Raw genomic sequence first — 26,377 nt, 5'->3', positions numbered from 1 at the left:
GATATCGCGCATCCGGCATAATAAGAGAGATGACAATGACATCGTTACGACACACAGCTTTGGGTCTGGCAATCGGTCTGGCTTTTGCGATGAACGCAATGGCTGTGACCACCATTCCGTTCTGGCATTCTATGGAAGGGGAGTTGGGTAAAGAGGTTGACTCCCTGGCGCAACGTTTCAACGACACCCACCCGGATTACAAAATTGTGCCGGTGTACAAAGGTAACTACGAGCAGAGCCTGAGCGCGGGCATCGCCGCCTTCCGTACCGGCAATGCGCCAGCCCTGTTACAGGTTTATGAAGTCGGCACCGCGACCATGATGGCCTCCAAAGCCATCAAGCCGGTCTATGAAGTGTTCAAAGACGCGGGCATCAACTTTGACGAATCCCAGTTCGTGCCGACCGTCTCCGGTTACTACACCGATTCCAAAACCGGCCACCTGCTGTCCCAACCGTTTAACAGCTCCACGCCGGTGCTGTACTACAACAAAGATGCCTTCAAAAAAGCCGGTTTAGATCCGGAACAGCCGCCAAAAACCTGGCAGGATCTGGCGGAGTACACCGCGAAGCTGAAAGCGGCGGGGATGAAGTGCGGCTACGCCAGCGGCTGGCAGGGCTGGATCCAGATTGAAAACTTCAGCGCCTGGCACGGCCTGCCGGTTGCCACCAAAAACAACGGCTTCGATGGCACCGACGCGGTTCTGGAATTTAACAAGCCGGAGCAGGTGAAGCACATCGCGCTGCTGGCCGATCTGAACAAGAAGGGCGACTTCAGCTATTTCGGGCGCAAAGACGAATCCACCGAGAAGTTCTACAACGGTGACTGCGCCATTACTACCGCGTCTTCCGGTTCGCTGGCGGACATCCGTCACTACGCCAAATTCAACTACGGCGTGGGCATGATGCCGTACGACGCTGATGTAAAAGGCGCGCCGCAGAACGCCATCATCGGCGGGGCGAGCCTGTGGGTGATGCAGGGTAAAGACAACGGCACCTACAAAGGCGTGGCCGAGTTCCTCGACTTCCTGGCCAAGCCGGAAAACGCCGCCGAGTGGCACCAGAAGACCGGCTACCTGCCGATCACCAAAGCCGCGTACGACCTGACCCGGGAGCAGGGCTTCTACAGCAAGAACCCGGGCGCGGACATCGCGACGCGTCAGATGCTGAACAAGCCGCCGTTGCCGTTCACCAAAGGCCTGCGTCTGGGCAACATGCCGCAGATCCGCACCATCGTGGATGAAGAGCTGGAAAGCGTGTGGACCGGGAAGAAAACCCCGCAGCAGGCGCTGGACTCTGCGGTAGAGCGCGGCAATCAGCTGCTGCGCCGCTTTGAGCAGTCGACGAAATCGTAATCGCTGAAACGCCCGGTGGCGCTTCGCTTACCGGGCCTACGATGTGCCCCATGTAGGCCGGGTAAGGCACAGCCGCCACCCGGCATTGTTCAGGAATCAAATCTCCATGTCCTCATCCCGTCCGGTGTTCCGTTCCCGCTGGCTGCCGTACCTGCTGGTCGCGCCGCAGCTGGTCATCACCGTTATCTTCTTTATCTGGCCTGCGGGCGAAGCGCTGTGGTACTCGGTACAAAGCGTCGATCCGTTCGGGCTTTCCAGCCAGTTTGTCGGGCTGGACAACTTTACCGCGCTGTTCCATGACAGCTACTACCTGGACTCCTTCTGGACGACGATCAAATTCAGCGCGCTGGTCACCGTCAGCGGTCTTGTCGCGTCGCTGTTCTTCGCCGCGCTGGTGGATTACGTAGTGCGCGGCAGCCGTCTGTATCAGACCCTGATGCTGCTGCCTTACGCTGTGGCTCCCGCCGTGGCCGCCGTGCTGTGGATCTTCTTGTTTAACCCGGGGCGCGGGCTGATTACCCACTTCCTGGGCGAGTTTGGCTATGACTGGAACCACGCCCAGAACAGCGGTCAGGCCATGTTCCTGGTGGTGTTCGCCTCGGTGTGGAAGCAGATCAGCTATAACTTCCTGTTTTTCTTCGCCGCGCTACAGTCTATCCCGCGTTCGCTGGTGGAGGCCGCCGCGATTGACGGCGCAGGGCCAGTGCGCCGCTTCTTCCGGCTGTCGCTGCCGCTGATCGCCCCGGTGAGTTTCTTCCTGCTGGTGGTAAACCTGGTGTACGCCTTCTTCGACACCTTCCCGGTGATCGATGCCGCCACTGCGGGCGGTCCGGTACAGGCGACGACCACGCTGATTTATAAAATTTACCGCGAAGGCTTTGCCGGGCTTGATCTCTCTGCCTCTGCCGCCCAGTCCGTGGTGCTGATGTTCCTCGTCATCATCCTCACGGTGGTGCAATTCCGCTATGTCGAAAGTAAGGTGCGCTACCAATGATTGAGAACCGTCGCGGGCTGACGATTTTCAGCCATACCCTGCTGATCCTGGGCATCCTCGTCATCCTGTTCCCACTGTACGTGGCCTTCGTCGCCGCCACGCTGGACACCAAAGCGGTGTTCGACACGCCGATGACGCTCGTCCCCGGCGGGCATCTTTTCGAGAACATGAAAACTATCTGGACCCAGGGCGTGGGGGCCAACAGCGCGCCGTTCTGGCTGATGATGCTCAACAGTTTCATCATGGCGTTCGGCATCACCGTCGGCAAAATCACGGTGTCGATGCTCTCGGCGTTTGCCATCGTCTGGTTCCGCTTTCCGCTGCGTAACCTGTTTTTCTGGATGATTTTCATCACTCTGATGCTGCCTGTGGAGGTGCGTATCTTCCCGACGGTGGAGGTGATCGCCAACCTGAAGATGCTCGACAGCTACGCGGGCTTAACCCTGCCGCTGATGGCCTCGGCGACCGCCACCTTCCTGTTCCGCCAGTTCTTTATGACCCTGCCGGATGAGCTGATTGAAGCCGCGCGTATTGACGGCGCCTCGCCGATGCGCTTCTTCCGCGACATCGTGCTGCCGCTGTCGAAAACCAACCTTGCGGCGCTGTTTGTGATCACCTTTATCTACGGCTGGAACCAGTACCTGTGGCCGCTGCTGATCGTTCAGGACGTCAACCTCGGCACCGCCGTGGCGGGCATCAAAGGCATGATCGCCACCGGCGAAGGCACCACCCTCTGGAACCAGGTGATGGCGGCGATGCTGCTCACCCTTATCCCCCCGGTCGTTATCGTTTTAGCCATGCAGCGTGCGTTTGTGCGTGGTTTAGTGGACAGTGAGAAATAAGATGGCAGGTTTAAAATTACAGGCAGTAACCAAAAGCTGGGACGGCAAAACCCAGGTCATTCAGCCGCTGACGCTCGACGTGGCGGACGGGGAATTTATCGTCATGGTCGGTCCGTCCGGCTGTGGGAAATCCACGCTGCTGCGCATGGTGGCGGGGCTGGAACGCGTGACGTCCGGGGATATCTGGATTGACCGCCAGCGCGTTACCGAGATGGAACCCAAAGATCGCGGCATTGCGATGGTGTTCCAGAACTACGCCCTCTATCCGCACATGAGCGTGGAAGAGAACATGGCCTGGGGGCTGAAAATTCGCGGCATGGGCAAAGGCCATATCGAGGAGCGCGTGAAAGAAGCCGCGCGCATTCTGGAGCTTGACGGCCTGCTCAAGCGTCGCCCGCGTGAGCTTTCCGGCGGCCAGCGTCAGCGCGTGGCGATGGGGCGCGCCATCGTGCGCGACCCGGCGGTCTTTCTGTTCGACGAACCGCTGTCAAACCTCGACGCCAAGCTGCGCGTGCAGATGCGCCTTGAGCTACAGCAGCTGCATCGCCGCCTGAAAACCACGTCCCTCTACGTGACCCACGATCAGGTAGAGGCCATGACTCTCGCCCAGCGCGTGATGGTGATGAACAAAGGCATCGCCGAGCAGATTGGCACCCCGGTGGAAGTCTACGAAAAACCGGCCAGCCGTTTTGTGGCGAGTTTTATCGGCAGCCCGGCGATGAACCTGCTGGACGGGCGGATCAATGCTGCAGGAACCCATTTTGAGCTGGAAAGCGGGATGGCGTTGCCGATCAACTGGTACTATCGTGGCTACGCCGGGCGTAAGATGACGCTCGGTATCCGCCCGGAGCATATTGGTTTGACGTCTCAGGCGGACGGCGGCGTGCCGCTGGTGATGGACACGCTGGAGATGCTGGGCGCAGACAACCTGGCGCACGGACGCTGGGGCGAACAAAAGCTGGTGGTGCGCCTGCCGCATCAGGAGCGCCCGAAGGCAGGCAGCACGCTGTGGCTGCATATGCCGGAAAATCACCTGCACTTATTTGACGGTGAAACAGGACAACGAGTATGAGCAACTGGCCTTACCCCCACATTGTCGCCCACCGTGGCGGCGGTAAACTGGCGCCGGAAAACACCCTGGCGGCAATTGACGCTGGCGCGCGCTACGGCCACACGATGATCGAGTTCGATGCCAAGCTGTCGAAGGACGGCGAAATTTTCCTGCTGCATGACGACAACCTTGAACGCACCAGCAACGGCTGGGGCGTGGCGGGCGAACTGCCGTGGCGCGATCTGCTGAAGGTGGATGCCGGAAGCTGGTTCAGCGGGGAATTCAAAGGTGAACCGCTGCCGCTGCTGGCGGAAGTGGCGGACCGCTGCCGCCAGCACGGCATGATGGCCAACATTGAAATCAAACCGACCACCGGCACCGGGCCGCTGACGGGCAAAGTCATCGCGCTGGCCGCGCGTGAGCTGTGGGAAGGGATGACGGTACCGCTGCTGTCGTCGTTTGACATCGACGCGCTGGAAGCGGCACAGGCGGCCGTACCAGAGCTGCCGCGCGGGCTGCTGCTGGATGAGTGGCGAGAAGACTGGCGCGCGCTGACTGCCCGCTTAGGTTGCGTGTCGATCCACCTCAACCATAAGCTGCTGGATGAAGCGCGCGTGACGCTGTTGAAAGAGGCCGGTCTGCATATACTGGTCTACACCGTCAACAAACCCCAGCGTGCAGCCGAGCTGCTGCGCTGGGGCGTGGACAGCATCTGTACCGATGCGATTGACCAGATCGGGCCGAACTTTATTTATTAAGCATACTGCCGTTCTGCTGGGTCGGCAGCATATGCTGCTGACCGCTGCTTTGCGACATCCCGCCCCCTAACATCCCACCGTTTGAGTTTGACAGCGGCTGCTCGCGCATCTGGCCCTGCTGCACGCGCTGGGTATTAGCGTTCATCTGGTTTTGCAGGTGCTGCTGCTGCACCTGGGTCTGCGTCTTTAACTGCTGATTAAGCATCCCTTTCTGCTGCTGTTGCTGGCTCATCATCTCCGTCTGCATACGCTGCTGGCTCGGAATGACATAGCCCTGCTGGTTCGGGTTGTTCAGCGTGTTTATCGGCTGTGCGAGCGCGGCGAACGGAAGCAGCGCGATCAGGATCGGTAATCGTTTCATGGTTATCTCCTCCTTTGAGGCTTCTCTTAAGTTTATCCTGATTCCGGCATAACGATGATTTTTTAAGAGTTGTGAACCAGGCTTAAGCGGGGAATATAGGCCCCTTCACCTGGAGAACAATAATGATGAAACCAACCTTTTTGCGCTGGGTCGCCATCGCTGCGCTGATGGCAGGCGGCACATTTACCGTGGCGGCCAACCCGCCCGCCGCTCCTCCGGTCTCTTACGGCGTGGAGGAGGATGTTTTTCATCCCGTGCGGGCGACGCACGGCATGGTGGCCTCGGTTGACGCGCTGGCAACTCAGGTGGGCGTCGATATTCTTAAACAGGGCGGTAACGCGGTGGATGCGGCGGTCGCGGTCGGGTACGCGCTGGCGGTGACGCATCCACAGGCGGGGAACCTGGGCGGCGGCGGGTTTATGATGCTGCGCACGAAAGACGGTAAAACTACGGCCATCGACTTTCGTGAGATGGCACCGAATCAGGCCTCCCGCGATATGTTCCTCGACGATCAGGGCAATCCGGACAGTAAAAAATCCCTGACCTCGCACCTTGCCTCCGGCACGCCGGGCACCGTTGCGGGGTTCTCGCTGGCGCTGGAAAAATACGGCACGCTGCCGCTGAATAAAGTGGTACAGCCTGCCATCAGGCTGGCGCGCGACGGCTTCGTCGTCAACGACGCGCTGGCGGACGACCTCAAAACCTACGGCAGCGAAGTTATTCCCAATCATGAAAACAGCAAGGCTATCTTCTGGAAAGACGGCGAGCCGCTGAAAAAGGGCGATAAGCTGGTGCAGAAGAACCTCGCAAAAAGTCTCGAACTGATTGCCGAAAACGGTCCGGACGCCTTCTATAAGGGGCCGATTGCCGATCAGATTGCCGATGAGATGCAGAAGAACGGCGGGCTGATCACCAAAGCGGATCTGGCGGAATATAAGGCGGTGGAGCGCGAGCCGATTAGCGGCACCTATCGCGGCTACGAGGTCTTCTCCATGCCGCCGCCGTCCTCCGGGGGCATTCACATTGTGCAGATCCTCAATATTCTGGAAAACTTCGATATGCACAAGTTCGGCTTCGGTAGTGCCGATGCCATGCAGGTGATGGCGGAGGCGGAAAAGCGCGCCTACGCGGACCGCTCGGAATACCTTGGCGATCCGGATTTCGTGAAGGTGCCGTGGCAGGCGCTGACCAACAAAGCCTATGCCAAATCGATTGCCGATGAGATCGACATCAACAAGGCTAAACCGTCCAGCGAGATCCGCCCGGGCAAGCTGGCGCCGTATGAAAGTAACCAGACCACCCACTTCTCGGTCGTGGACAAAGACGGAAACGCGGTGGCGGTGACATACACGCTCAACACCACCTTCGGCACCGGGATTGTGGCGGGCAACAGCGGTATTTTGCTGAATAACGAGATGGATGACTTCTCGGCCAAGCCGGGCGTGCCGAACGTCTACGGGCTGGTCGGCGGCGATGCAAATGCGGTCGGGCCGAAGAAGCGCCCGCTGTCGTCCATGTCGCCCACCATCGTGGTGAAAGACGGCAAAACCTGGCTGGTGACCGGCAGCCCGGGCGGGAGCCGGATTATCACCACCGTGCTGCAAATGGTAGTGAACAGCATCGACTTTGGGATGAACGTCGCCGAAGCGACCAATGCGCCGCGTTTCCATCACCAGTGGCTGCCGGACGAGTTGCGCGTGGAGAAGGGCTTTAGCCCGGATACCCTCAAGCTGCTTGAGCAGCGCGGGCAGAAGGTGGCGGTGAAGGAGGCGATGGGCAGCACCCAGAGCATTATGGTCGGGCCGGACGGGGCACTGTTTGGCGCGTCGGACCCACGATCGGTGGATGATTTAACGGCGGGGTATTGATTTTTTTGCCCGGTGGCGCTGCGCTTACCGGGCCTACAACGGCACGAACGTAGGCCGGGTAAGGCGAAGCCGTCACCCGGCAACAAACTACTTCATACGCGCCATATAATACGCATCCACGTACTCGCCGTTGCGCAGGGCGTAGCGCCTGCCGGTGCCTTCAATCTCAAACCCGTGCTTTTTGTACACCGCGATTGCCGGTGCGTTATCGACAAACACCGTTAACTCGATGCGGTCGACGCGCAGCCAGTTGTCGCACATATCAATCATGGTGCGTATCAGCGCGCTGGCGACGCCCCGGTTTTGCCACTGCGCACCCACACAAATTCCAAAATCGGCAACATGGCTGCGGCGCGGACGCTGGGCTACGGCAATGCACAGATGCCCGGCGACGGTATCATCAATACAGGCGACCAACTGCTTGATACCGGGCTGATCGGTTAGCCGGTCATGCCACATCTGCTCTGAGGGATGAGGAACCTGTAGCGTGTTGTGGTACACCTCCGGCTGGGCGTGGATCTGACGAATGGCGTCGTAATCTTTCGGTTCAGCGTGGCGTATCACTATCTCACTCATTCCTTGTTCCTCAGTCAGTTTAAAGTCCCTTCCAACATCAGTGACTTTAAAAGTTGAGTCAATCGCTATTTTTTGCAAAAAGTGTTGGACAAGTGCGAATGAGAATGATTATTATTGCTCTGCATTCAGGAAGACCTCCTACGGGAACCTGAAAGCACGACATTGCTCACATTGCTTCCAGTATTACTTTAGCCAGCTTCTCGCTGGCTTTTTTTTTGTTATGGTTAGACTCAGTAACCTTCCAAAAGGACTGAGCCATGACACTACATTGTGCATTTATTGGATTTGGCAAAAGCACCACGCGTTACCACCTTCCGTATGTTCTTAACCGAAAAGAGACCTGGCACGTGGCCCATATCTATCGCCGCCGCGCGAAGCCAGAAGAGCAGTCTCCGCAGTATTCCCATATTCATTTCACCAGCGATCTTGATGAAGTGTTAAATGATCCGCAGGTGAAGCTGGTGGTGGTCTGTACCCACGCCGACAGCCACTTTGACTACGCGAAACGCGCGCTGGAAGCGGGTAAAAACGTGCTGCTGGAAAAACCGTTCACCCCGACCATCGCCGAAGCGAAGGAACTCTTTGCGCTGGCGAAAAGCAAAGGGCTGACAGTCACGCCCTACCAGAACCGTCGCTTTGACAGCTGCTTCCTGACGGCAAAAAAGGCAATCGAAAGCGGCAAGCTCGGCGAGATCGTGGAGATCGAAAGCCACTTCGATTACTACCGCCCTGTGGCAGAAACCAAACCCGGCCTGCCGCAGGACGGTTCGTTCTACGGTCTGGGCGTACACACCATGGACCAGATCATCTCCCTGTTTGGCCGCCCGGACCACGTGGCGTACGACATCCGCAGCCTGCGCAATAAGGCCAATCCGGACGATACCTTCGAAGCACAGCTGTTCTACGGCGACCTGAAAGCCATAGTCAAAACCAGTCATCTGGTGAAAATCGACTACCCGAAATTTATCGTTCACGGCAAGAAAGGCTCCTTTATCAAGTACGGCATTGACCAGCAGGAGACCAGCCTGAAGGCCAACATCATGCCGGGCGAACCGGGCTTTGCGGCAGATGATTCCGTGGGCGTGCTGGAGTACGTGAACGACGAGGGCCTGACGGTCAGGGAAGAGCTGAAGCCGGAAACGGGCGATTATGGACGCGTCTACGATGCGCTGTATGAAACCCTCTCCAGCGGCACGCCGAATTACGTCAATGAATCTGACGTTCTGACGAACCTGGAAATCCTTGAACGGGCCTTCGAACAGGCTTCCCCTGCCACGGTAACCCTCGCCAGATAAGCAAAAATGGCTCCTTTGTGCTTGTTCTAAATTTTTGAACAGAGGAGTCAATTTTCACCCTCTATGATCCCTGAGCGTTTGCGTCCACACTTACTCCATCGAAACGAACTGAGGGTGAAAACAATGATCTACTTACGCAAAGCAAACGAACGTGGTCACGCGAATCATGGCTGGCTGGACTCATGGCATTCATTCTCGTTTGCCGACTACTACGACCCGAACTTCATGGGCTTCTCCGCGCTGCGCGTCATTAACGACGACGTGATTGATGCAGGCCAGGGCTTCGGTACCCACCCGCACAAGGACATGGAAATCCTGACCTATGTGCTGGAAGGGGCGGTTGAGCACCAGGACAGCATGGGCAATAAAGAGCAGGTTCCGGCGGGCGAGTTCCAGATTATGAGCGCGGGGACCGGGGTGCGTCACTCTGAGTACAACCCGAGCAAAACGGAAAAACTGCACCTGTATCAAATCTGGATCATTCCAGAAGAGACCGGCATCACGCCACGCTACGAACAGCGCCGCTTCGATGCGAAACAGGGTAAACAGCTGGTGCTCTCCCCGGATGCGCGTGAAGGTTCCCTGAAAGTGCATCAGGATATGGAGCTGTACCGCTGGGCGCTGGCGAAAGATGAGCAGTCTGTGCACCAGATCGCCGCCAACCGCCGCGTGTGGATCCAGGTGGTGAAAGGCGAGGTGTCCATCAACGGCACCAAAGCCACCACCGCCGATGGCCTGGCAGTCTGGGATGAGCAGGCGCTCTCCGTGCATGCCGACAGCGAAAGTGAAATTCTGCTGTTTGATCTGCCGCCGGTCTAAATAATTTCTCAACCTTCCCTTTAAACGGGGAAGGTTGAGCTTTGTCCGTGATAAACTGAGCAAATCTCTCACTTCAAGATTTCTCAGGACGATGAAAAAGAAACGCCCCGTACTTCAGGATGTCGCCGATCGCGTCGGTGTGACCAAAATGACGGTCAGCCGTTTTTTACGTAACCCGGAGCAGGTTTCCGTGGCGTTGCGTGGCAAGATTGCCGCCGCCCTTGATGAACTGGGTTATATCCCCAACCGCGCGCCCGATATTCTCTCTAATGCGACCAGCCGTGCGGTGGGCGTCCTGCTTCCTTCCTTAACCAACCAGGTTTTCGCTGAAGTGCTGCGTGGCATCGAAAGCGTGACCGATGCCTTTGGTTATCAGACCATGCTCGCCCACTATGGGTACAAGCCGGAACTGGAAGAGGAACGTCTTGAATCGATGCTTTCCTGGAACATCGACGGCCTGATTTTAACGGAACGTACTCACACCCCGCGCACGCTGAAAATGATTGAAGTGGCAGGCATTCCGGTGGTGGAGTTGATGGACAGCCAGTCGCCGTGCCTCGACATCGCCGTGGGGTTCGATAACTTTGAAGCGGCGCGTCAGATGACGGCGGCGATCATCGCCCGCGGTCATCGCCATGTGGCCTATCTGGGTGCGCGTCTGGATGAACGTACTATCATCAAACAGAAGGGATACGAGCAGGCGATGCTCGACGCCGGTTTAACCCCGTACAGCGTGATGGTGGAGCAATCTTCCTCTTATACGTCGGGTATTGAGCTGATGCGTCAGGCGCGACGCGAGTATCCGCAACTGGACGGTATTTTCTGTACCAACGATGACCTTGCGGTCGGCGCCGCGTTTGAGTGTCAGCGTCTGGGTTTAAAAATCCCGGATGATATGGCGATTGCCGGCTTCCACGGCCACGACATTGGCCAGGTGATGGAGCCGCGTCTGGCAAGCGTCCTGACCCCGCGTGAACGCATGGGCCGCATTGGTGCAGAACGCCTGCTGGCGCGCATTCGTGGTGAGGCAGTTACCCCTAAAATGTTAGATTTAGGTTTCACCTTGTCACCGGGTGGATCTATTTAATCCGACAAATTTGAAGTAGCTCACACTTATTCACTTCGCGCACGTTTGGATATTGCTTCTCTTATGCCCCGGCAGGACAATGTTACCGATAACTGTTACCCGTAACAATTGACTGAGGGACACCCTTTGAGCACGACTAATCACGATCACCACGTTTACGTCCTGATGGGCGTGTCCGGTAGCGGTAAATCTGCCGTGGCGAGCGAAGTGGCGCATCAACTCCAGGCTGCGTTTCTTGATGGTGACTTCCTCCATCCGCGCAGCAACATCATGAAAATGGCTTCCGGCGAGCCGCTGAATGACGACGACCGCAAACCCTGGTTGCAGGCGCTGAATGATGCCGCGTTCGCGATGCAGCGCACCAATAAAGTCTCCCTGATAGTCTGTTCCGCGCTGAAAAAAACCTATCGCGACCTGCTGCGCGATGGCAACCCGAACCTCTCTTTCATCTACCTGAAAGGCGATTTCGGGGTAATTGAAAGTCGCCTGAAGGCGCGTAAAGGCCACTTCTTCAAAACCCAGATGCTGGTAACGCAGTTCGAAGCGTTGCAGGAGCCTGGGGCTGACGAACAGGATGTCTTAGTGGTTGATATCGATCAGCCGCTGGAAGGTGTTGTTGCCAGCACCATCGAGGTTATTAATAAAAGGCAGTAAGTTTTGAGTACATTAACGCTAGTTTTGACAGCAGTGGGTTCCGTATTGCTGCTGCTGTTTTTAGTGATGAAGGCACGTATGCACGCCTTCGTTGCTTTGATGGTGGTTTCTATTGGTGCCGGTCTCTTTTCCGGAATGCCGCTCGACAAAATTGCGGCGACGATGGAAAAAGGGATGGGCGGCACGCTCGGCTTCCTGGCCATCGTAGTCGCGCTCGGCGCGATGTTTGGCAAGATTTTGCACGAGACGGGCGCGGTCGATCAGATTGCCGTCAAGATGCTGAAATCCTTCGGACACAGCCGTGCGCACTACGCGATTGGTCTGGCTGGTCTGATTTGCGCGCTGCCGCTGTTCTTTGAAGTGGCGGTGGTGCTGCTGATTAGCGTGGCGTTCTCCATGGCACGCCATACCGGTACGAACCTCGTGAAGCTGGTCATTCCGCTGTTTGCGGGCGTGGCGGCGGCGGCGGCGTTTCTGCTGCCGGGGCCTGCGCCGATGCTGCTGGCTTCCCAGATGCATGCTGACTTTGGCTGGATGATCCTGATTGGCCTGTGTGCGGCGATCCCGGGGATGATTATCGCCGGTCCGCTGTGGGGCAACTTCATTAGCCGTTACGTTGAGCTGCACATTCCGGATGACATCTCCGAGCCGCACCTGGGCGAGGGCAAAATGCCGTCCTTCGGCTTCAGTCTGTCGCTGATCCTGCTGCCGCTGGTGCTGGTGGGCCTGAAAACCATCGCTGCGCGTTTTGTGCCGGTGGGGTCAACCGCTTACGAATGGTTCGAATTTATTGGTCATCCGTTCACTGCGATCCTGGTGGCGTGTCTGGTCGCGATTTACGGCCTGGCGATGCGTCAGGGCATGCCAAAAGATCGCGTGATGGAGATATGCGGTGCCGCGCTACAACCTGCGGGGATTATTCTGCTGGTGATCGGGGCGGGCGGCGTGTTCAAGCAGGTGCTGGTGGATTCCGGTGTGGGTCCGGCGCTGGGCGAAGCGCTGACCGGAATGGGCCTGCCGATTGCGGTCACCTGCTTCGTGCTGGCCGCGGCGGTGCGTATCATTCAGGGCTCCGCGACCGTGGCGTGCTTAACCGCGGTGGGGCTGGTGATGCCGGTGATTGAACAGCTGAACTACTCCGGCGCGCAGATGGCGGCGCTCTCTATCTGTATCGCGGGCGGCTCGATTGTGGTATCTCACGTGAACGACGCAGGCTTCTGGCTGTTCGGTAAATTTACCGGCGCAACCGAAGCGCAAACCCTGAAAACCTGGACGCTGATGGAAACCATCCTTGGCACGACGGGTGCGGTTGTCGGGATGATTGCGTTTACGCTGCTGAGCTAACGAGACCGTATTTTGTCGGGTGGCGGCTTCGCCTTACCCGACCTACAAAAAAATCAGGTCCCGTAGGCCGGGTAAGCGTAAGCGCCACCCGGCTTTTTTACATCTTCACCCTTTCATCCATGCCCGGATCCCATCCAGGAACATCTGCGTCGCCATCATCACCAGAATCAGCCCCATCAGGCGCTCAAGGGCGTTCACCCCTTTCTCGCCCAGCAGGCGCAGGAACAGCGACGACTGCAACAGGATAATAAATGTCCCGCCCCAGGCGATCAGCAGGGCAATGACCAGATGGCTCATCTGATTCGGATACTGATGCGACAACAGCATCAGCGTTGCCAGAATCGTTGGCCCGGCGACCAGCGGAATCGCCAGCGGCACGATAAACGGTTCTTCACCCGCAGGCAGGCCGCTGCTGCTGCCTTCCGCGCTCGGGAAAATCATCTTTATGGCAATCAGGAACAAAATGATCCCGCCGGAAATGGAGACCGTTTCGGCACGTAAGTTCAGGAAAGCGAGGATTTTTTCACCGGCGAACAGGAAGATAAACATCACCAGCAGGGCGATGAGCAGCTCGCGGATCATGATCGCCCGACGGCGCTTCGGCTCGGTGTGCTTCAGCACCGACATGAAGATCGGCAGATTACCGAGCGGATCCATAATCAGGATCAATAAAACCGCTGCGGAAATGATTTCACTCATCTTAAATTATCCCTGATACTTATTGTGGTCATTGCGATGATTAGCACTTTTACTGATTGCCGGGCAATCATCGATTAATTTCGCTTGCGACTTTGGCAGCATTTTGTAATGTGAAGCATATCCCAGTTCAATACTGGCTTGCACAATCAGCACACACCCCTTGCAGGAAAAAAATGCTATGAAAAACGTTGGTTTTATCGGCTGGCGCGGTATGGTCGGCTCTGTACTCATGCAACGCATGGTTGAAGAGCGCGATTTCGACGCCATCCGCCCGGTCTTCTTCTCCACTTCCCAGCTCGGCCAGGCTGCACCGTCCTTTGGTGGTACCACAGGCACGTTGCAGGATGCTTACGATCTGGAAGCGCTGAAGGCACTCGACATTATTGTGACCTGCCAGGGCGGCGATTATACCAACGAAATTTATCCGAAGCTGCGTGAAAGCGGCTGGCAGGGCTACTGGATTGACGCGGCCTCTTCGCTGCGTATGAAAGACGATGCCATCATCATTCTCGACCCGGTTAACCAGGATGTCATCACCGACGGCCTGAACAACGGCGTGAAAACGTTTGTTGGCGGTAACTGCACCGTCAGCCTGATGCTGATGTCCCTCGGCGGCCTGTTCGCACAGGATCTGGTGGAGTGGGTCTCCGTAGCGACCTACCAGGCGGCGTCCGGCGGCGGCGCGCGTCATATGCGCGAGCTGCTGACCCAGATGGGCCAGCTGCACCAGAGCGTCGCGACCGAGCTGGCAAACCCGGCGTCCGCGATCCTCGATATCGAGCGTAAAGTCACTCAGCTCACCCGCAGTGGCGAATTGCCGATGGATAACTTTGGCGTACCGCTGGCCGGCGGCCTGATCCCGTGGATCGACAAACAGCTGGATAACGGCCAGACCCGCGAAGAGTGGAAGGGCCAGGCTGAGACCAACAAAATCCTCGCCACCGCGAACACCATTCCGGTTGACGGTCTGTGCGTGCGTATCGGCGCGCTGCGCTGTCACAGCCAGGCTTTCACCATTAAACTGAAAAAAGATGTGTCTATTCCGACCGTGGAAGAGCTGCTGGCCGCGCACAACCCGTGGGCGAAAGTGGTGCCAAACGATCGCGATATCACCATGCGCGAACTGACCCCGGCAGCCGTTACCGGCACGCTGACCACCCCGGTTGGCCGCCTGCGCAAGCTGAACATGGGGCCGGAGTACCTCTCCGCGTTCACCGTTGGCGACCAGCTTCTGTGGGGTGCCGCCGAGCCGCTGCGCCGCATGCTGCGCCAGCTGGCGTAATAATTTGTTAAACACCGGGGGTGAATGTCACCCCCTTTTTTTGCGTACTACATGGAGTAAAACGCAGATGTCTTATTTTTTATCAGGAGGGCCCACGACGTTGGCTATGCTTTAAGGAAGATTTATTTCTCACCTGAGGGTAGGGCGGAGCAGAGAGGATTAACTGCACCGTTTAGGTCACATTAAAAGTCGTCCCGGAGCGCGTAAAAAGGGCGACATAAAAAAACAGGATGAATACCATGTCCGATCGTATTTCGAGAGACGTGATTAATGCGCTTATTGCGGGTCACTTTGCCGACCCCTTTTCTGTGCTAGGGATGCACCGTACAGAGGCCGGACTGGAAGTTCGGGCGCTGTTACCGGATGCAACAGAAGTGTGGGTTATCGAACCCAAAACCGGCCGCAAGGTGGGTAATCTGGAATGCCTCGACTCGCGTGGCTTCTTCTCGGGCGTCATGCCCCGCCGTAAAAATCCTTTTCGTTATCAGCTTGCCGTTATCTGGCACGGTCAGCAAAACCTGATTGATGATCCCTATAGCTTCGGCCCGCTCTTAAAAGAGATGGACGCCTGGCTGCTGTCCGAAGGGACCCATTTACGCCCCTACGAAACGCTGGGTGCCCATGCGGATACCATGGACGGTATCACCGGCACGCGCTTTGCCGTATGGGCGCCAAACGCCCAGCGCGTCTCCGTCGTCGGGCAGTTCAACTACTGGGACGGTCGTCGTCACCCCATGCGCCTGCGCCGGGAAACCGGCATCTGGGAGCTGTTTATCCCCGGCGCGCACAACGGTCAGCTCTACAAATTCGAGATGATCGATGCCAACGGCAAGCTGCGTATTAAATCCGACCCGTACGCCTTTGAGGCCGAACTGCGCCCGAATACCGCCTCGCTGATTTGCGGCCTGCCGGAGAAGGTTGTCCAGAGCGAGGAGCGCAAGCAGGCCAACCGCTTTGATGCGCCGATCTCCGTCTATGAAGTGCATCTCGGCTCCTGGCGTCGCCACACCGATAACAACTTCTGGCTGAGCTATCGCGAGCTGGCGGACCAGCTGGTGCCGTACGCCAAATGGATGGGCTTTACCCATCTGGAGCTGCTGCCAATCAACGAACACCCGTTCGACGGTAGCTGGGGCTATCAGCCGACCGGGCTATATGCGCCTACGCGCCGCTTCGGCACGCGCGATGACTTCCGCTATTTCATTGATGCCGCGCACGCCGCCGGACTGAACGTGATCCTCGACTGGGTGCCGGGCCACTTCCCGTCGGATGATTTTGCGCTGGCAGAGTTTGACGGTACGAAGTTGTACGAGCACAGCGATCCGCGCGAAGGCTATCACCAGGACTGGAACACGCTGATCTACAACTACGGTCGCCGTGAAGTGTCAAACTACCTGGTCGGGAACGCGCTGTACTGGATCGAACGTTTCGGCATTGATGCCCTGCGCGTCGATGCGGTGGCGTCGATGATCTACCGCGACTACAGCCGCAAAGAGGGTGAGTGGATCCCAAACGAGTATGGCGGGCGTGAAAACCTCGAAGCGATTGAGTTTCTGCGCAACACCAACCGCATCATCGGCGAGCAGGTGGAAGGCGCCGTGACCATGGCGGAAGAGTCAACAGACTTCCCGGGCGTTTCCCGTCCACCGGCAATGGGCGGCCTGGGCTTCTGGTACAAGTGGAACCTCGGCTGGATGCACGACACGCTCGACTACATGAAGCTTGACCCGGTTTATCGTCAGTATCACCACGATAAGCTCACCTTCGGGCTACTCTACAACTACACCGAAAACTTCATGCTGCCGCTGTCGCACGATGAAGTGGTACACGGCAAGAAATCCGTTCTCGACCGCATGCCGGGGGACGCGTGGCAGAAGTTTGCCAACCTGCGCGCCTATTACGGCTGGATGTTCGCCTTCCCGGGCAAAAAGCTGCTGTTTATGGGCAACGAATTTGCGCAAGGGCGCGAATGGAACCACGACACCAGCCTTGACTGGCATCTGCTGGAAGGCGCGGACAACTGGCACCACGGCGTGCAGCGTCTGGTTCGCGACCTGAACCTGACCTATCGTCACCACAAAGCGCTGCACGAGCTGGACTTCGATCCGTACGGCTTTGAGTGGCTGGTGGTGGACGACCACGAGCGCTCGGTGTTTGTCTTTGTACGACGTGATAAAGCCGGTAACGAGATCATCGTCGCCAGCAACTTCACGCCGATACCGCGCGAACACTACCGCTTCGGCATAAACCAGCCGGGCAAATGGCGCGAAATCCTTAACACCGACTCCATGCACTACCACGGCAGCAACGCCGGTAACGGTGGCCTGGTACAGAGCGACGCCATCGAAAGCCACGGTCGTCCGAACTCCCTTGGCCTGACGCTGCCGCCGCTGAGCACAATCTGGCTGGTGCGGGAGGGAGAATGACGCAGCTCTCGGCAGGTAAACCCGAACCGCTCGGGGCGAGTTTTGACGGAAAGGGGGTGAACTTTACGCTCTTTTCTGCCCACGCTGAGCGGGTGGAACTCTGTGTGTTTGACGGGGAAGGTAACGAACACCGTTACGATTTACCGGCGCGCACGGGGGATACCTGGCATGGCTACCTGCCCGGAGGACGGTCGGGGATGCACTACGGTTTTCGCGTTCACGGCCCCTGGGAGCCCTCTCAGGGGCACTGGTTTAACCCGGCGAAGCTGCTGATTGACCCATGTGCGCACCGCGTGGACGGCGAGTTTAAAGACGACCCGCTGTTCCACGTTGGCTACGGCGAACCAGACCACCGCGACAGCGCACCCGTCGCGCCCAAAAGCGTGGTGGTACACGATCTCTACGACTGGGAAGACGATGCCCCGCCGCGCACGCCGTGGGGCAACACCGTTATTTATGAAGCCCACGTCAAAGGGCTGACGTATCTGCATCCGTCAATCCCCAAAGAGATGCGCGGCACCTACAAAGCGCTTGGGCATCCGACGATGGTCGCGTACCTGAAGCACTTAGGGATCACCGCCCTGGAGCTGTTGCCCGTGGCGCATTTTGCCAGCGAGCCGCGGCTGCAGCGTCTTGGGTTAAGCAACTACTGGGGCTACAACCCGCTGGCGATGTTCGCCCTCGACCCGCGCTACGCGGTGCATCCGGAGAAGGCGCGGGATGAGTTTCGCGATGCGGTGAAGGCGCTTCACGCGGCGGGTATCGAGGTCATTCTGGACGTGGTGTTGAACCACAGTGCAGAAAGCGATCTTGATGGCCCGACGCTCTCACAGCGCGGAATCGATAACCGTAGCTATTATTGGATCAGGGACGACGGCGATTACGAGAACTGGACCGGGTGCGGTAACACCCTCAACCTCAGTCATCCGGCCGTTACGCATTACGCGTACGCGTGCCTGAAATACTGGGTTGAGACGTTCCACGTGGACGGTTTTCGTTTCGACCTGGCGCCGGTAATGGGGCGCACCCCGGCGTTCAGCCAGCAGGCGCCGCTGTTTGAGGCCATCAAAAACTGTCCGGTGCTTTCAAAGGTGAAGCTGATTGCGGAGCCCTGGGACATCGGCGAGGGCGGTTATCAGGTGGGGAACTTCCCGCCGCTGTTTGCCGAGTGGAACGACCACTTCCGCGATGCCGTCCGCCGCTTCTGGCTGACGCGCGATCTGTCGCTGGGGGAGTTTGCCGGTCGCTTTGCCGGCTCCAGCGATCTCTTTAAGCGTGACGGCAAACGTCCGTCGGCCACCATTAATCTGGTGACGGCGCACGACGGTTTTACGCTGCGCGACTGCGTTTGTTTCAATCAGAAACACAATGAGGCAAACGGCGAAGAGAATCGCGATGGGACTAACAACAACCATAGCTTTAACCATGGTATAGAAGGGTTAGGCGGAAGTCTGGATGTGATCGAGCGGCGACGCGCCAGCGTTCATGCGCTGCTGACGACGCTTTTGTTGTCGCAGGGCACGCCGATGCTGCTGGCGGGCGATGAGCACGGTCACAGCCAGCACGGCAACAACAACGCCTATTGCCAGGACAACACCCTGACCTGGCTCAACTGGGAAGAAGCGAACAGCGGGTTGACCCATTTCACCGCGGCGCTGATCCATCTTCGCCAGCACATCCCCGCGCTCACCGCCGACTGCTGGTGGGAAGAGGGCGACGGCAACGTTCGCTGGCTGAATAAAGACGCGCAACCGTTAAGCGCGCAAGAGTGGCAACACGGCATACCCTGTCTGCAAATCCTGCTTTCGGATGCGTGGCTGGTGACGCTGAACGCGACGGATGACGTCGCAGAGATTGTTTTACCTGACGGGGAATGGCGAGCCATTCCTCCCTTTGCCGGAGCGGATAATCCGGTTGTTATGGCTGTCTGGCACGGGCCTGCGCACGGAGTGTGCGTATTCCAAAGATGATAAAAAAGGAGTTAGTCATGGTTAGATTAGAGAAGAACGATCCGTTAATGTTGGCGCGCCAGCTACCATTAAAAACAGTTGCCCTGATCCTCGCGGGCGGGCGTGGTACCCGTCTGAAAGATTTGACCATCAAGCGCGCCAAACCGGCCGTTCACTTTGGTGGTAAGTTCCGTATTATCGATTTTGCACTCTCCAACTGCCTGAACTCAGGCATTCGCCGTATTGGCGTCATTACCCAGTATCAGTCGCACACGCTGGTGCAGCACATTCAGCGCGGCTGGTCATTCTTCAGCGAAGAGATGAACGAGTTTGTCGATCTGCTCCCGGCGCAGCAGCGCGTTCACGGGGAGAACTGGTACCGCGGCACGGCGGATGCCGTGACCCAGAACCTCGACATCATTCGCCGCTACAACGCGGAATACATCGTTATCCTCGCCGGGGACCACATCTACAAGCAAGATTACTCCCACATGCTGATCGACCACGTCGAAAAAGGTGCGCGCTGCACCGTGGCGTGTCTGCCGGTGCCTGTTGCAGAAGCAACCGCGTTTGGCGTGATGCATGTAGATGGCGACGACAAGATTATCGACTTTGTCGAAAAACCGGCGAATCCGCCAACCATGCCGGGAGACGACACCAAATCGCTCGCCAGCATGGGGATCTATGTCTTTGATGCCGATTATCTTTATGAGCTGCTGGAAGAAGACGACAAAGACGAAAACTCCAGCCACGACTTCGGTAAAGACATCATCCCGAAAATTACCAAAGCTGGCATGGCGTATGCACATCCTTTCCCGTTGTCCTGCGTGCAGTCCGATCCGAATGCGGAACCTTACTGGCGCGACGTCGGCACGCTGGAAGCCTACTGGAAAGCCAACCTCGATCTGGCGTCCGTGACGCCTGAACTGGATATGTACGACCAGAACTGGCCGATTCGCACCCATATGGAATCGCTGCCGCCGGCGAAGTTCGTCCAGGATCGCTCCGGCAGCCACGGTATGACGCTGAACTCGCTGGTCTCTGGCGGGTGCATTATCTCCGGTTCGGTGGTGGTGCAGTCCGTGCTGTTCCCGCGCGTGCGTATAAACTCATTCTGTAATATCGATTCGGCAGTCCTGCTGCCGGATGTCTGGGTAGGGCGCTCATGTCGTCTGCGTCGCTGCGTTATCGACCGTGCCTGCGTCATTCCCGAAGGGATGGTGATTGGGGAAAACGCGGAAGAAGATGCACGTCGTTTCTACCGATCGGAAGAGGGGATCGTGTTAGTAACACGGGAAATGTTGCGGAAGCTGCAAATCAAACAGGAGCGATGATGCAGGTTTTACACGTATGTTCTGAGATGTTCCCGTTGTTAAAAACGGGCGGACTGGCGGATGTTCTTGGTGCATTACCGGCGGCGCAAATTGCCGGAGGGGTGGATACCCGCGTGTTGTTACCCGCTTTTCCGGATATCCGGCGTGGTATTCCCGATGCGAAGGTTGTTACCCGCCGCGAGACCTTCGCGGGACGTATCACCCTGCTGTTTGGACATTACAATGGCGTAGGGATTTACCTGATTGATGCGCCGCATTTATACGACCGACCCGGCAGCCCGTATCACGATACCAACCTGTACGCCTATACCGATAACGTGCTGCGCTTTGCCCTGCTCGGCTGGGTGGGGGCGGAGATGGCCGTCGGGCTGGATCCGTTCTGGCGTCCGAACGTGGTGCACGCGCACGACTGGCATGCGGGGCTGGCTCCTGCGTATCTGGCGGCGAAAGGACACCCGGCGAAATCGGTGTTTACGGTGCACAACCTGGCGTATCAGGGCATGTATTACGCGCATCATATGAATGACATCGATCTGCCATGGTCGTTCTTTAACATGCACGGACTGGAGTTTAACGGACAGATTTCGTTCCTGAAGGCCGGTCTGTACTACGCCGACCACATCACGGCGGTCAGCCCAACCTACGCGCGGGAAATTACCCAGCCGGAGTTCGGTTACGGTATGGAAGGGCTGCTGCAACAGCGCCACCGTGAAGGTCGTCTGTCGGGCATTCTGAACGGCGTGGATGAACAGATCTGGAATCCGGAAACGGACCTCCTGCTGGCAGCGCGCTATGGTCGCGACTCCGTGGAGGACAAAGCGGAGAACAAGCGTCAGCTACAGATTGCGATGGGGCTGAAGGTCAACGACAAGGTACCGCTGTTTGCGGTGGTCAGCCGCCTGACCAGCCAGAAAGGGCTGGATCTGGTGCTGGAAGCGCTGCCGGGATTACTGGAGCAGGGTGGGCAGCTGGCGCTGCTCGGCGCGGGCGACCCGGTATTGCAGGAAGGTTTCCTCGCGGCCGCGGCGGAACATCCGGGGCAGGTGGGCGTGCAGATTGGCTATCACGAAGCGTTCTCGCACCGCATCATGGGCGGCGCGGACGTGATTCTGGTGCCGAGCCGTTTCGAGCCCTGCGGGCTGACGCAGCTCTATGGTCTGAAATACGGCACGCTGCCGCTGGTACGCCGCACGGGCGGGCTGGCGGATACGGTGTCTGACAGCTCCCTGGAAAACCTGGCGGATGGTATCGCCAGCGGATTTGTTTTCGAGGACAGTAATGCCTGGTCGCTGCTTCGGGCGATCCGGCGTGCTTTCGTCTTGTGGTCCCGTCCATCCCTGTGGCGTTACGTACAACGTCAGGCGATGTCCATGGACTTTGGCTGGCACGTTGCGGCGCAGTCCTACCGCGACCTTTATCAACGCTTGATGTAACGAGGCGAAGTTACTGATATGAATGCTCCATTTAGCTACTCTTCCCCCACGCTCAGCGTTGAGGCGTTGAAACACTCCATCGCCTATAAGCTGATGTTTACTATTGGGAAAGATCCCGTTATTGCCAACAAACATGAGTGGCTAAACGCCACGCTGTTTGCGGTGCGTGACCGTATGGTCGAACGCTGGCTGCGCTCCAACCGCGCCCAGCTCTCGCAGGAGACGCGACAGGTGTATTACCTGTCGATGGAGTTTTTGATTGGTCGCACCCTCTCCAATGCGCTGTTATCGCTCGGGATTTATGACGACGTCAAAAACGCACTGGAAGAGATGGGGCTGGACTTAGAAGAGCTGATTGACGAAGAGAACGACCCGGGGCTGGGTAACGGTGGTCTCGGGCGTCTTGCCGCCTGCTTCCTCGATTCACTGGCGACGCTGGCGCTGCCGGGACGCGGGTACGGTATTCGCTACGACTACGGCATGTTCAAGCAGAACATCGTTGATGGCCGTCAGAAAGAGTCGCCGGACTACTGGCTGGAGTACGGTAACCCGTGGGAGTTCAAGCGCCACAACACGCGCTACAAGGTGCGTTTTGGCGGGCGTATTCAGCAGGAAGGGAAAAAATCCCGCTGGGTGGAAACCGAAGAGATCCTCGCCGTGGCCTATGACCAGATTATCCCCGGCTACGACACCGATGCGACCAACACGCTGCGTCTGTGGAACGCGCAGGCCAGTAGCGAAATCAACCTCGGTAAATTCAATCAGGGCGACTACTTCGCGGCGGTGGAAGATAAAAACCACTCTGAGAACGTGTCCCGCGTCCTGTATCCGGATGACTCGACCTACTCGGGCCGCGAGCTGCGTCTGCGTCAGGAGTATTTCCTCGTCTCGGCAACGATTCAGGATATCCTTAGCCGTCACTATCAGCTGCACAAAACCTATGCGAATCTGGCGGAAAAAACCGCTATTCACCTCAACGATACCCATCCGGTGCTGTCGATCCCTGAGCTGATGCGCCTGCTGATTGACGAGCATAAGTTCAGCTGGGATGACGCGTTTGAAGTAACCTGCCAGGTGTTCTCGTACACCAACCATACGCTGATGAGTGAAGCGCTGGAGACGTGGCCTGTGGATATGCTCGGCAAAATTCTGCCGCGCCACCTGCAAATCATCTTCGAGATCAACGACTACTTCCTCAAGACCTTGCAGGAGCAGTACCCGAACGATACCGGTCTGCTGAGCCGCGCCTCGATCATTGATGAATCCAACGGGCGTCGCGTACGCATGGCCTGGCTGGCGGTGGTGATCAGCCATAAGGTTAACGGGGTTTCAGAGCTGCATTCGAACCTGATGGTGCAGTCGCTGTTTGCAGACTTTGCGAAGATCTTCCCGACGCGTTTCTGCAACGTGACCAACGGCGTCACCCCGCGCCGCTGGCTGGCGCTGGCGAACCAGCCGCTGTCTGACGTGCTGGACGAAAATATCGGCCGCACCTGGCGCACCGATTTGAGCCAGCTGAGCGAGCTTGAGCAACACATTGATTTTCCGACGGTGAACAAAGCCGTACGGGAAGCCAAGCTGCTGAACAAGAAACGGCTGTCAGTCTGGCTGGCGATGCATCTCAACGTGGTGGCGAACCCGAAAGCGCTGTTCGACGTGCAGATCAAACGTATCCACGAGTACAAGCGTCAGCTGATGAACGTCCTGCACGTCATCACTCACTACAACCGCATTAAGGCTGACCCGACGGCGGAGTGGGTGCCGCGCGTGAAAATTTTTGCCGGTAAGGCGGCCTCCGCGTACTACATGGCGAAGCACATCATTCATCTTATCAACGATGTGGCGAAGGTAGTGAACCAGGATCCGGACATTGGTGACAAGCTGAAAGTGGTGTTTATCCCGAACTACAGCGTAAGCCTGGCGCAGCTGATTATTCCGGCGGCGGATCTCTCAGAGCAGATTTCCACGGCGGGGACGGAAGCATCCGGCACCAGCAACATGAAGTTTGCCCTGAACGGCGCGCTGACCATCGGCACGCTGGACGGCGCAAATGTCGAAATGCTGGAGCATGTGGGCGCGGAGAATATCTTTATCTTCGGGAATACGGCGGAAGAGGTGGAGGCGCTTCGCAAGCAGGGCTACTCGCCGCGTGAGTATTATGAAGAGGATGAAGAGTTACGCCAGGTGCTGACGCAAATCGCCACCGGGGTGTTTAACCCTGAGGAGCCTGGGCGCTATCGTGACCTGGTGGACTCGCTGATTAACTTTGGCGATCACTATCAGGTGCTGGCGGATTACCGCAGCTACGTGGATTGTCAGGATAAGGTGGACGAACTGTACCGTCAGCAGGAGAAGTGGACCAGCGCCGCGATGCATAACATCGCCAACATGGGATACTTCTCGTCAGACAGGACCATCAAAGAGTATGCCGAGAATATCTGGCATATTGATCCGGTGAGGTTGTAAAACAAAGCCGGGTGGCGGCTCCGCCTTACCCGGCCTACTCGATCCTGTAGGCCCGGTAAGCGCAGCGCCACCGGGCATTTTTTGTCACCCTCAGGACGCCAGTGACAATTCACGCTTTCCCGCATGTTGTTGCAACCACTGCGCCACGCGAGACTGCTGCTCGGCATTCAGCCACATCCCTTCTTTAGTACGACGCCAGATGGCATCGTCCAGACGGCGCACCCATTCGTGTTCCACCAAGTAGCGCAGTTCCGCTTCGTACAGCTCATGGCCAAAATGCTCGCCCAGATCGGCAATCTCTTTTGCGTCGCCGAGGAACAGTTCGGTATTGCTGCCGTAGGTGCGGGCGTAGTGGCGCGCCATTCCTTCGGTAATGAACGGGAAGCGGCGACGCAGCTTCGCGGCGTAATCGTCGCGGTTATTGCCGATATCGCCGCCAGGCAGCACGGCGCCTTTCGTCCACGCCGGGCCGATGCCTTTGTAATACGGCGCCAGTTTCTCCAGCGCATGCTCCGCCAGTTTACGGTAGGTGGTAAGCTTACCGCCAAACACCGACAGCAGCGGCGCCTGACCGTCTACGTCATGAATATCAAGCGTATAGTCACGGGTGATGGCCTGCGGTGAGTCAGACTCGTCATCACACAGCGGACGCACGCCGGAGTAGGTCCAGACCACGTCATCGCGCGCCAGCTGTTTCTTAAAGTGTGCGTTGTACACTTTCAGCAGGTAGCTGACTTCGCTCTCTTCAATCTCAACGTTTTTCGGATCGCCCTTGTACTCCACGTCAGTGGTGCCGATGATGGAGAACTCGTCCATCCACGGGATCACAAACACGATGCGCTTGTCTTCGTTTTGCAGGATATAAGCCTGCTTCTGGGTATGCACGCGCGGCACCACAATGTGGCTGCCCTTGATCAGGCGGATGCCGTACGGAGAAGGCAGGTGCATACCGTCATCGAAGAACTGTTTCACCCACGGGCCGGTGGCGTTCACCAGGCCGCGCGCTTTCCAGCTAAACTTCTCACCGGTATCTACGTCTTCCGCTTCCACAATCCACAGGCCGTTTTCGCGGCGCGCGGCGGTCGCGCGGGTACGGGTTTTCACCTCGCCGCCTTTCTTCTCGACCATCTGCGCGTTAGCCAGCACCAGACGCGCATCGTCCACCCAGCAGTCAGAATATTCGAAACCGCGCACGATTTCAGGCTTAAGGACCGATTCTGAGCCAAAACGCAAACCGGTCGAACCCGGCAGGCTGGTGCGTTTACCCAGATGATCGTACATGAACAGGCCGATGCGGATCATCCACGCCGGACGCAGGTGCGGGCGGTGAGGCAGGCGGAAGCGCATCGGGATCGCCAGATGCGGAGCCATTTTCAGCAGCACTTCGCGTTCGGCCAGCGCTTCGCTGACCAGGCGGAATTCGTAGTGTTCCAGGTAGCGCAGGCCTCCGTGGATCAGCTTGGAGCTGGCGGACGACGTCGCGCAGGCGAGATCGTTAGCTTCCAGCATCAGCACGGATAAACCGCGTCCTGCGGCATCAACCGCAATACCGGCACCGTTGATGCCCCCGCCTATCACAATCAGATCTTTGGTTTCCATAACACCCTCATGCACTTTCGTTAAAGCTCAAAAATGTTCGATATCGCTCATAATAGCAAAGGAACGCGCTTTTGGTAACATCAAAAAAACAATTTAGAGTGATATGGATAACATAATGGCGTTTACCCGCCGCCAGGACGTACACTACGGGGTAAAATGGTGCGGTCTGATGCCCTCACCCCAGCCCT

At 57.7% G+C, this 26,377-nt stretch carries 21 protein-coding genes; 17 read left to right on the top strand and 4 right to left on the bottom strand.

The window, feature by feature from the left end; genetic code table 11:
* Positions 1-35 precede the first annotated feature (35 nt).
* The 5 genes from ugpB to ugpQ all read left to right on the top strand — a co-directional run bounded on the left by ugpB (position 36) and on the right by ugpQ (position 4,997).
* Complete coding sequence (ugpB, locus tag ACNQ0T_RS16495) at positions 36-1,352, top strand: sn-glycerol-3-phosphate ABC transporter substrate-binding protein UgpB (protein ID WP_155024856.1); 1,317 nt, start codon at positions 36-38, stop codon at positions 1,350-1,352.
* Positions 1,353-1,458: 106 nt separating this feature from the next.
* The gene (ugpA, locus tag ACNQ0T_RS16490) at positions 1,459-2,346 is read left to right on the top strand and encodes a sn-glycerol-3-phosphate ABC transporter permease UgpA (RefSeq protein ID WP_003861551.1); all 888 of its coding nucleotides are present in this window, start codon (positions 1,459-1,461) and stop codon (positions 2,344-2,346) included.
* Entirely contained in the window at positions 2,343-3,188 is an 846-nt protein-coding gene (ugpE, locus tag ACNQ0T_RS16485; protein WP_023298800.1) for a sn-glycerol-3-phosphate ABC transporter permease UgpE, read from the top strand. The genes ugpA and ugpE overlap by 4 nt, the downstream gene beginning before the upstream one ends.
* A gap of 1 nt (position 3,189) precedes the next feature.
* Positions 3,190-4,260 (top strand): sn-glycerol-3-phosphate import ATP-binding protein UgpC, encoded by a 1,071-nt coding sequence (locus ACNQ0T_RS16480; RefSeq protein ID WP_022649656.1) that lies wholly within the window; start codon positions 3,190-3,192, stop codon positions 4,258-4,260.
* Positions 4,257-4,997: a glycerophosphodiester phosphodiesterase gene (gene ugpQ / locus ACNQ0T_RS16475; protein ID WP_038416862.1), complete on the top strand. Its 741-nt coding sequence runs from the start codon at positions 4,257-4,259 to the stop codon at positions 4,995-4,997. Before ACNQ0T_RS16480 ends, ugpQ begins: the two co-directional genes overlap by 4 nt.
* Here the strand turns inward: ugpQ and ACNQ0T_RS16470 are convergent.
* Positions 4,987-5,358, bottom strand: coding sequence for a DUF2756 family protein (locus ACNQ0T_RS16470; protein ID WP_069597024.1), 372 nt, complete (start codon positions 5,356-5,358; stop codon positions 4,987-4,989). The genes ugpQ and ACNQ0T_RS16470 overlap by 11 nt on opposite strands.
* Before the next feature lie 122 nt (positions 5,359-5,480).
* Here ACNQ0T_RS16470 and ggt point away from each other — a divergent pair, with 122 nt between their 5' ends.
* Entirely contained in the window at positions 5,481-7,226 is a 1,746-nt protein-coding gene (gene ggt / locus ACNQ0T_RS16465; protein WP_072201895.1) for a gamma-glutamyltransferase, read from the top strand.
* Between the two features lie 87 nt (positions 7,227-7,313).
* On the opposite strand, the gene yhhY is transcribed toward ggt, so the two are convergent.
* Complete coding sequence (gene yhhY, locus ACNQ0T_RS16460; RefSeq protein ID WP_023298796.1) at positions 7,314-7,802, bottom strand: N-acetyltransferase; 489 nt, start codon at positions 7,800-7,802, stop codon at positions 7,314-7,316.
* Positions 7,803-8,059: 257 nt separating this feature from the next.
* Between yhhY and ACNQ0T_RS16455 the strand changes: the two genes are divergently transcribed.
* The 5 genes from ACNQ0T_RS16455 to gntU all read left to right on the top strand — a co-directional run bounded on the left by ACNQ0T_RS16455 (position 8,060) and on the right by gntU (position 13,001).
* The gene (locus tag ACNQ0T_RS16455) at positions 8,060-9,097 is read left to right on the top strand and encodes an oxidoreductase (protein WP_417930244.1); all 1,038 of its coding nucleotides are present in this window, start codon (positions 8,060-8,062) and stop codon (positions 9,095-9,097) included.
* A gap of 123 nt (positions 9,098-9,220) precedes the next feature.
* Positions 9,221-9,916, top strand: coding sequence for a pirin family protein (locus ACNQ0T_RS16450; protein WP_003861565.1), 696 nt, complete (start codon positions 9,221-9,223; stop codon positions 9,914-9,916).
* A 91-nt stretch (positions 9,917-10,007) separates the two neighbouring features.
* Positions 10,008-11,003 carry a gluconate operon transcriptional repressor GntR gene (gntR, locus tag ACNQ0T_RS16445; RefSeq protein ID WP_003861567.1) on the top strand — a complete coding sequence of 332 codons (996 nt, stop codon included), beginning with the start codon at positions 10,008-10,010 and terminating at the stop codon, positions 11,001-11,003.
* A gap of 126 nt (positions 11,004-11,129) precedes the next feature.
* The gene (gene gntK, locus ACNQ0T_RS16440) at positions 11,130-11,657 is read left to right on the top strand and encodes a gluconokinase (RefSeq protein ID WP_003861569.1); all 528 of its coding nucleotides are present in this window, start codon (positions 11,130-11,132) and stop codon (positions 11,655-11,657) included.
* A gap of 3 nt (positions 11,658-11,660) precedes the next feature.
* Positions 11,661-13,001, top strand: coding sequence for a gluconate transporter (gntU, locus tag ACNQ0T_RS16435; protein WP_017693851.1), 1,341 nt, complete (start codon positions 11,661-11,663; stop codon positions 12,999-13,001).
* 105 nt (positions 13,002-13,106) lie between these two features.
* Here the strand turns inward: gntU and yhgN are convergent, their stop codons facing one another.
* Positions 13,107-13,700 (bottom strand): NAAT family transporter YhgN, encoded by a 594-nt coding sequence (gene yhgN, locus ACNQ0T_RS16430; protein WP_003861574.1) that lies wholly within the window; start codon positions 13,698-13,700, stop codon positions 13,107-13,109.
* Positions 13,701-13,878: 178 nt separating this feature from the next.
* Between yhgN and asd the strand changes: the two genes are divergently transcribed.
* The 6 genes from asd to glgP all read left to right on the top strand — a co-directional run bounded on the left by asd (position 13,879) and on the right by glgP (position 24,590).
* Positions 13,879-14,982, top strand: coding sequence for an aspartate-semialdehyde dehydrogenase (gene asd, locus ACNQ0T_RS16425; RefSeq protein ID WP_038416860.1), 1,104 nt, complete (start codon positions 13,879-13,881; stop codon positions 14,980-14,982).
* 239 nt (positions 14,983-15,221) lie between these two features.
* Complete coding sequence (gene glgB / locus ACNQ0T_RS16420) at positions 15,222-17,408, top strand: 1,4-alpha-glucan branching enzyme (RefSeq protein WP_023298793.1); 2,187 nt, start codon at positions 15,222-15,224, stop codon at positions 17,406-17,408.
* Entirely contained in the window at positions 17,405-19,378 is a 1,974-nt protein-coding gene (gene glgX, locus ACNQ0T_RS16415) for a glycogen debranching protein GlgX (RefSeq protein WP_155024854.1), read from the top strand. The genes glgB and glgX overlap by 4 nt, the downstream gene beginning before the upstream one ends.
* 17 nt (positions 19,379-19,395) lie before the next feature.
* Entirely contained in the window at positions 19,396-20,691 is a 1,296-nt protein-coding gene (gene glgC, locus ACNQ0T_RS16410) for a glucose-1-phosphate adenylyltransferase (protein ID WP_003861582.1), read from the top strand.
* Positions 20,691-22,124, top strand: a complete 1,434-nt coding sequence (gene glgA, locus ACNQ0T_RS16405; protein WP_022649646.1) for a glycogen synthase GlgA — start codon at positions 20,691-20,693, stop codon at positions 22,122-22,124. The genes glgC and glgA overlap by 1 nt, the downstream gene beginning before the upstream one ends.
* Positions 22,125-22,142: 18 nt before the next feature.
* Positions 22,143-24,590 (top strand): glycogen phosphorylase, encoded by a 2,448-nt coding sequence (gene glgP / locus ACNQ0T_RS16400; RefSeq protein WP_023307123.1) that lies wholly within the window; start codon positions 22,143-22,145, stop codon positions 24,588-24,590.
* Between the two features lie 90 nt (positions 24,591-24,680).
* Here glgP and glpD read toward each other — a convergent pair whose 3' ends face one another.
* Positions 24,681-26,189 (bottom strand): glycerol-3-phosphate dehydrogenase, encoded by a 1,509-nt coding sequence (glpD, locus tag ACNQ0T_RS16395; RefSeq protein WP_023298790.1) that lies wholly within the window; start codon positions 26,187-26,189, stop codon positions 24,681-24,683.
* Positions 26,190-26,377: the final 188 nt, after the last annotated feature.

Source organism: Enterobacter cloacae complex sp.6700776 (assembly GCF_048284255.1).
Classification (GTDB): domain Bacteria; phylum Pseudomonadota; class Gammaproteobacteria; order Enterobacterales; family Enterobacteriaceae; genus Enterobacter; species Enterobacter intestinihominis.
The sequence above is the reverse complement of the archived record's forward strand: the minus strand, read 5'-3'. Positions and strand labels throughout refer to the sequence as shown.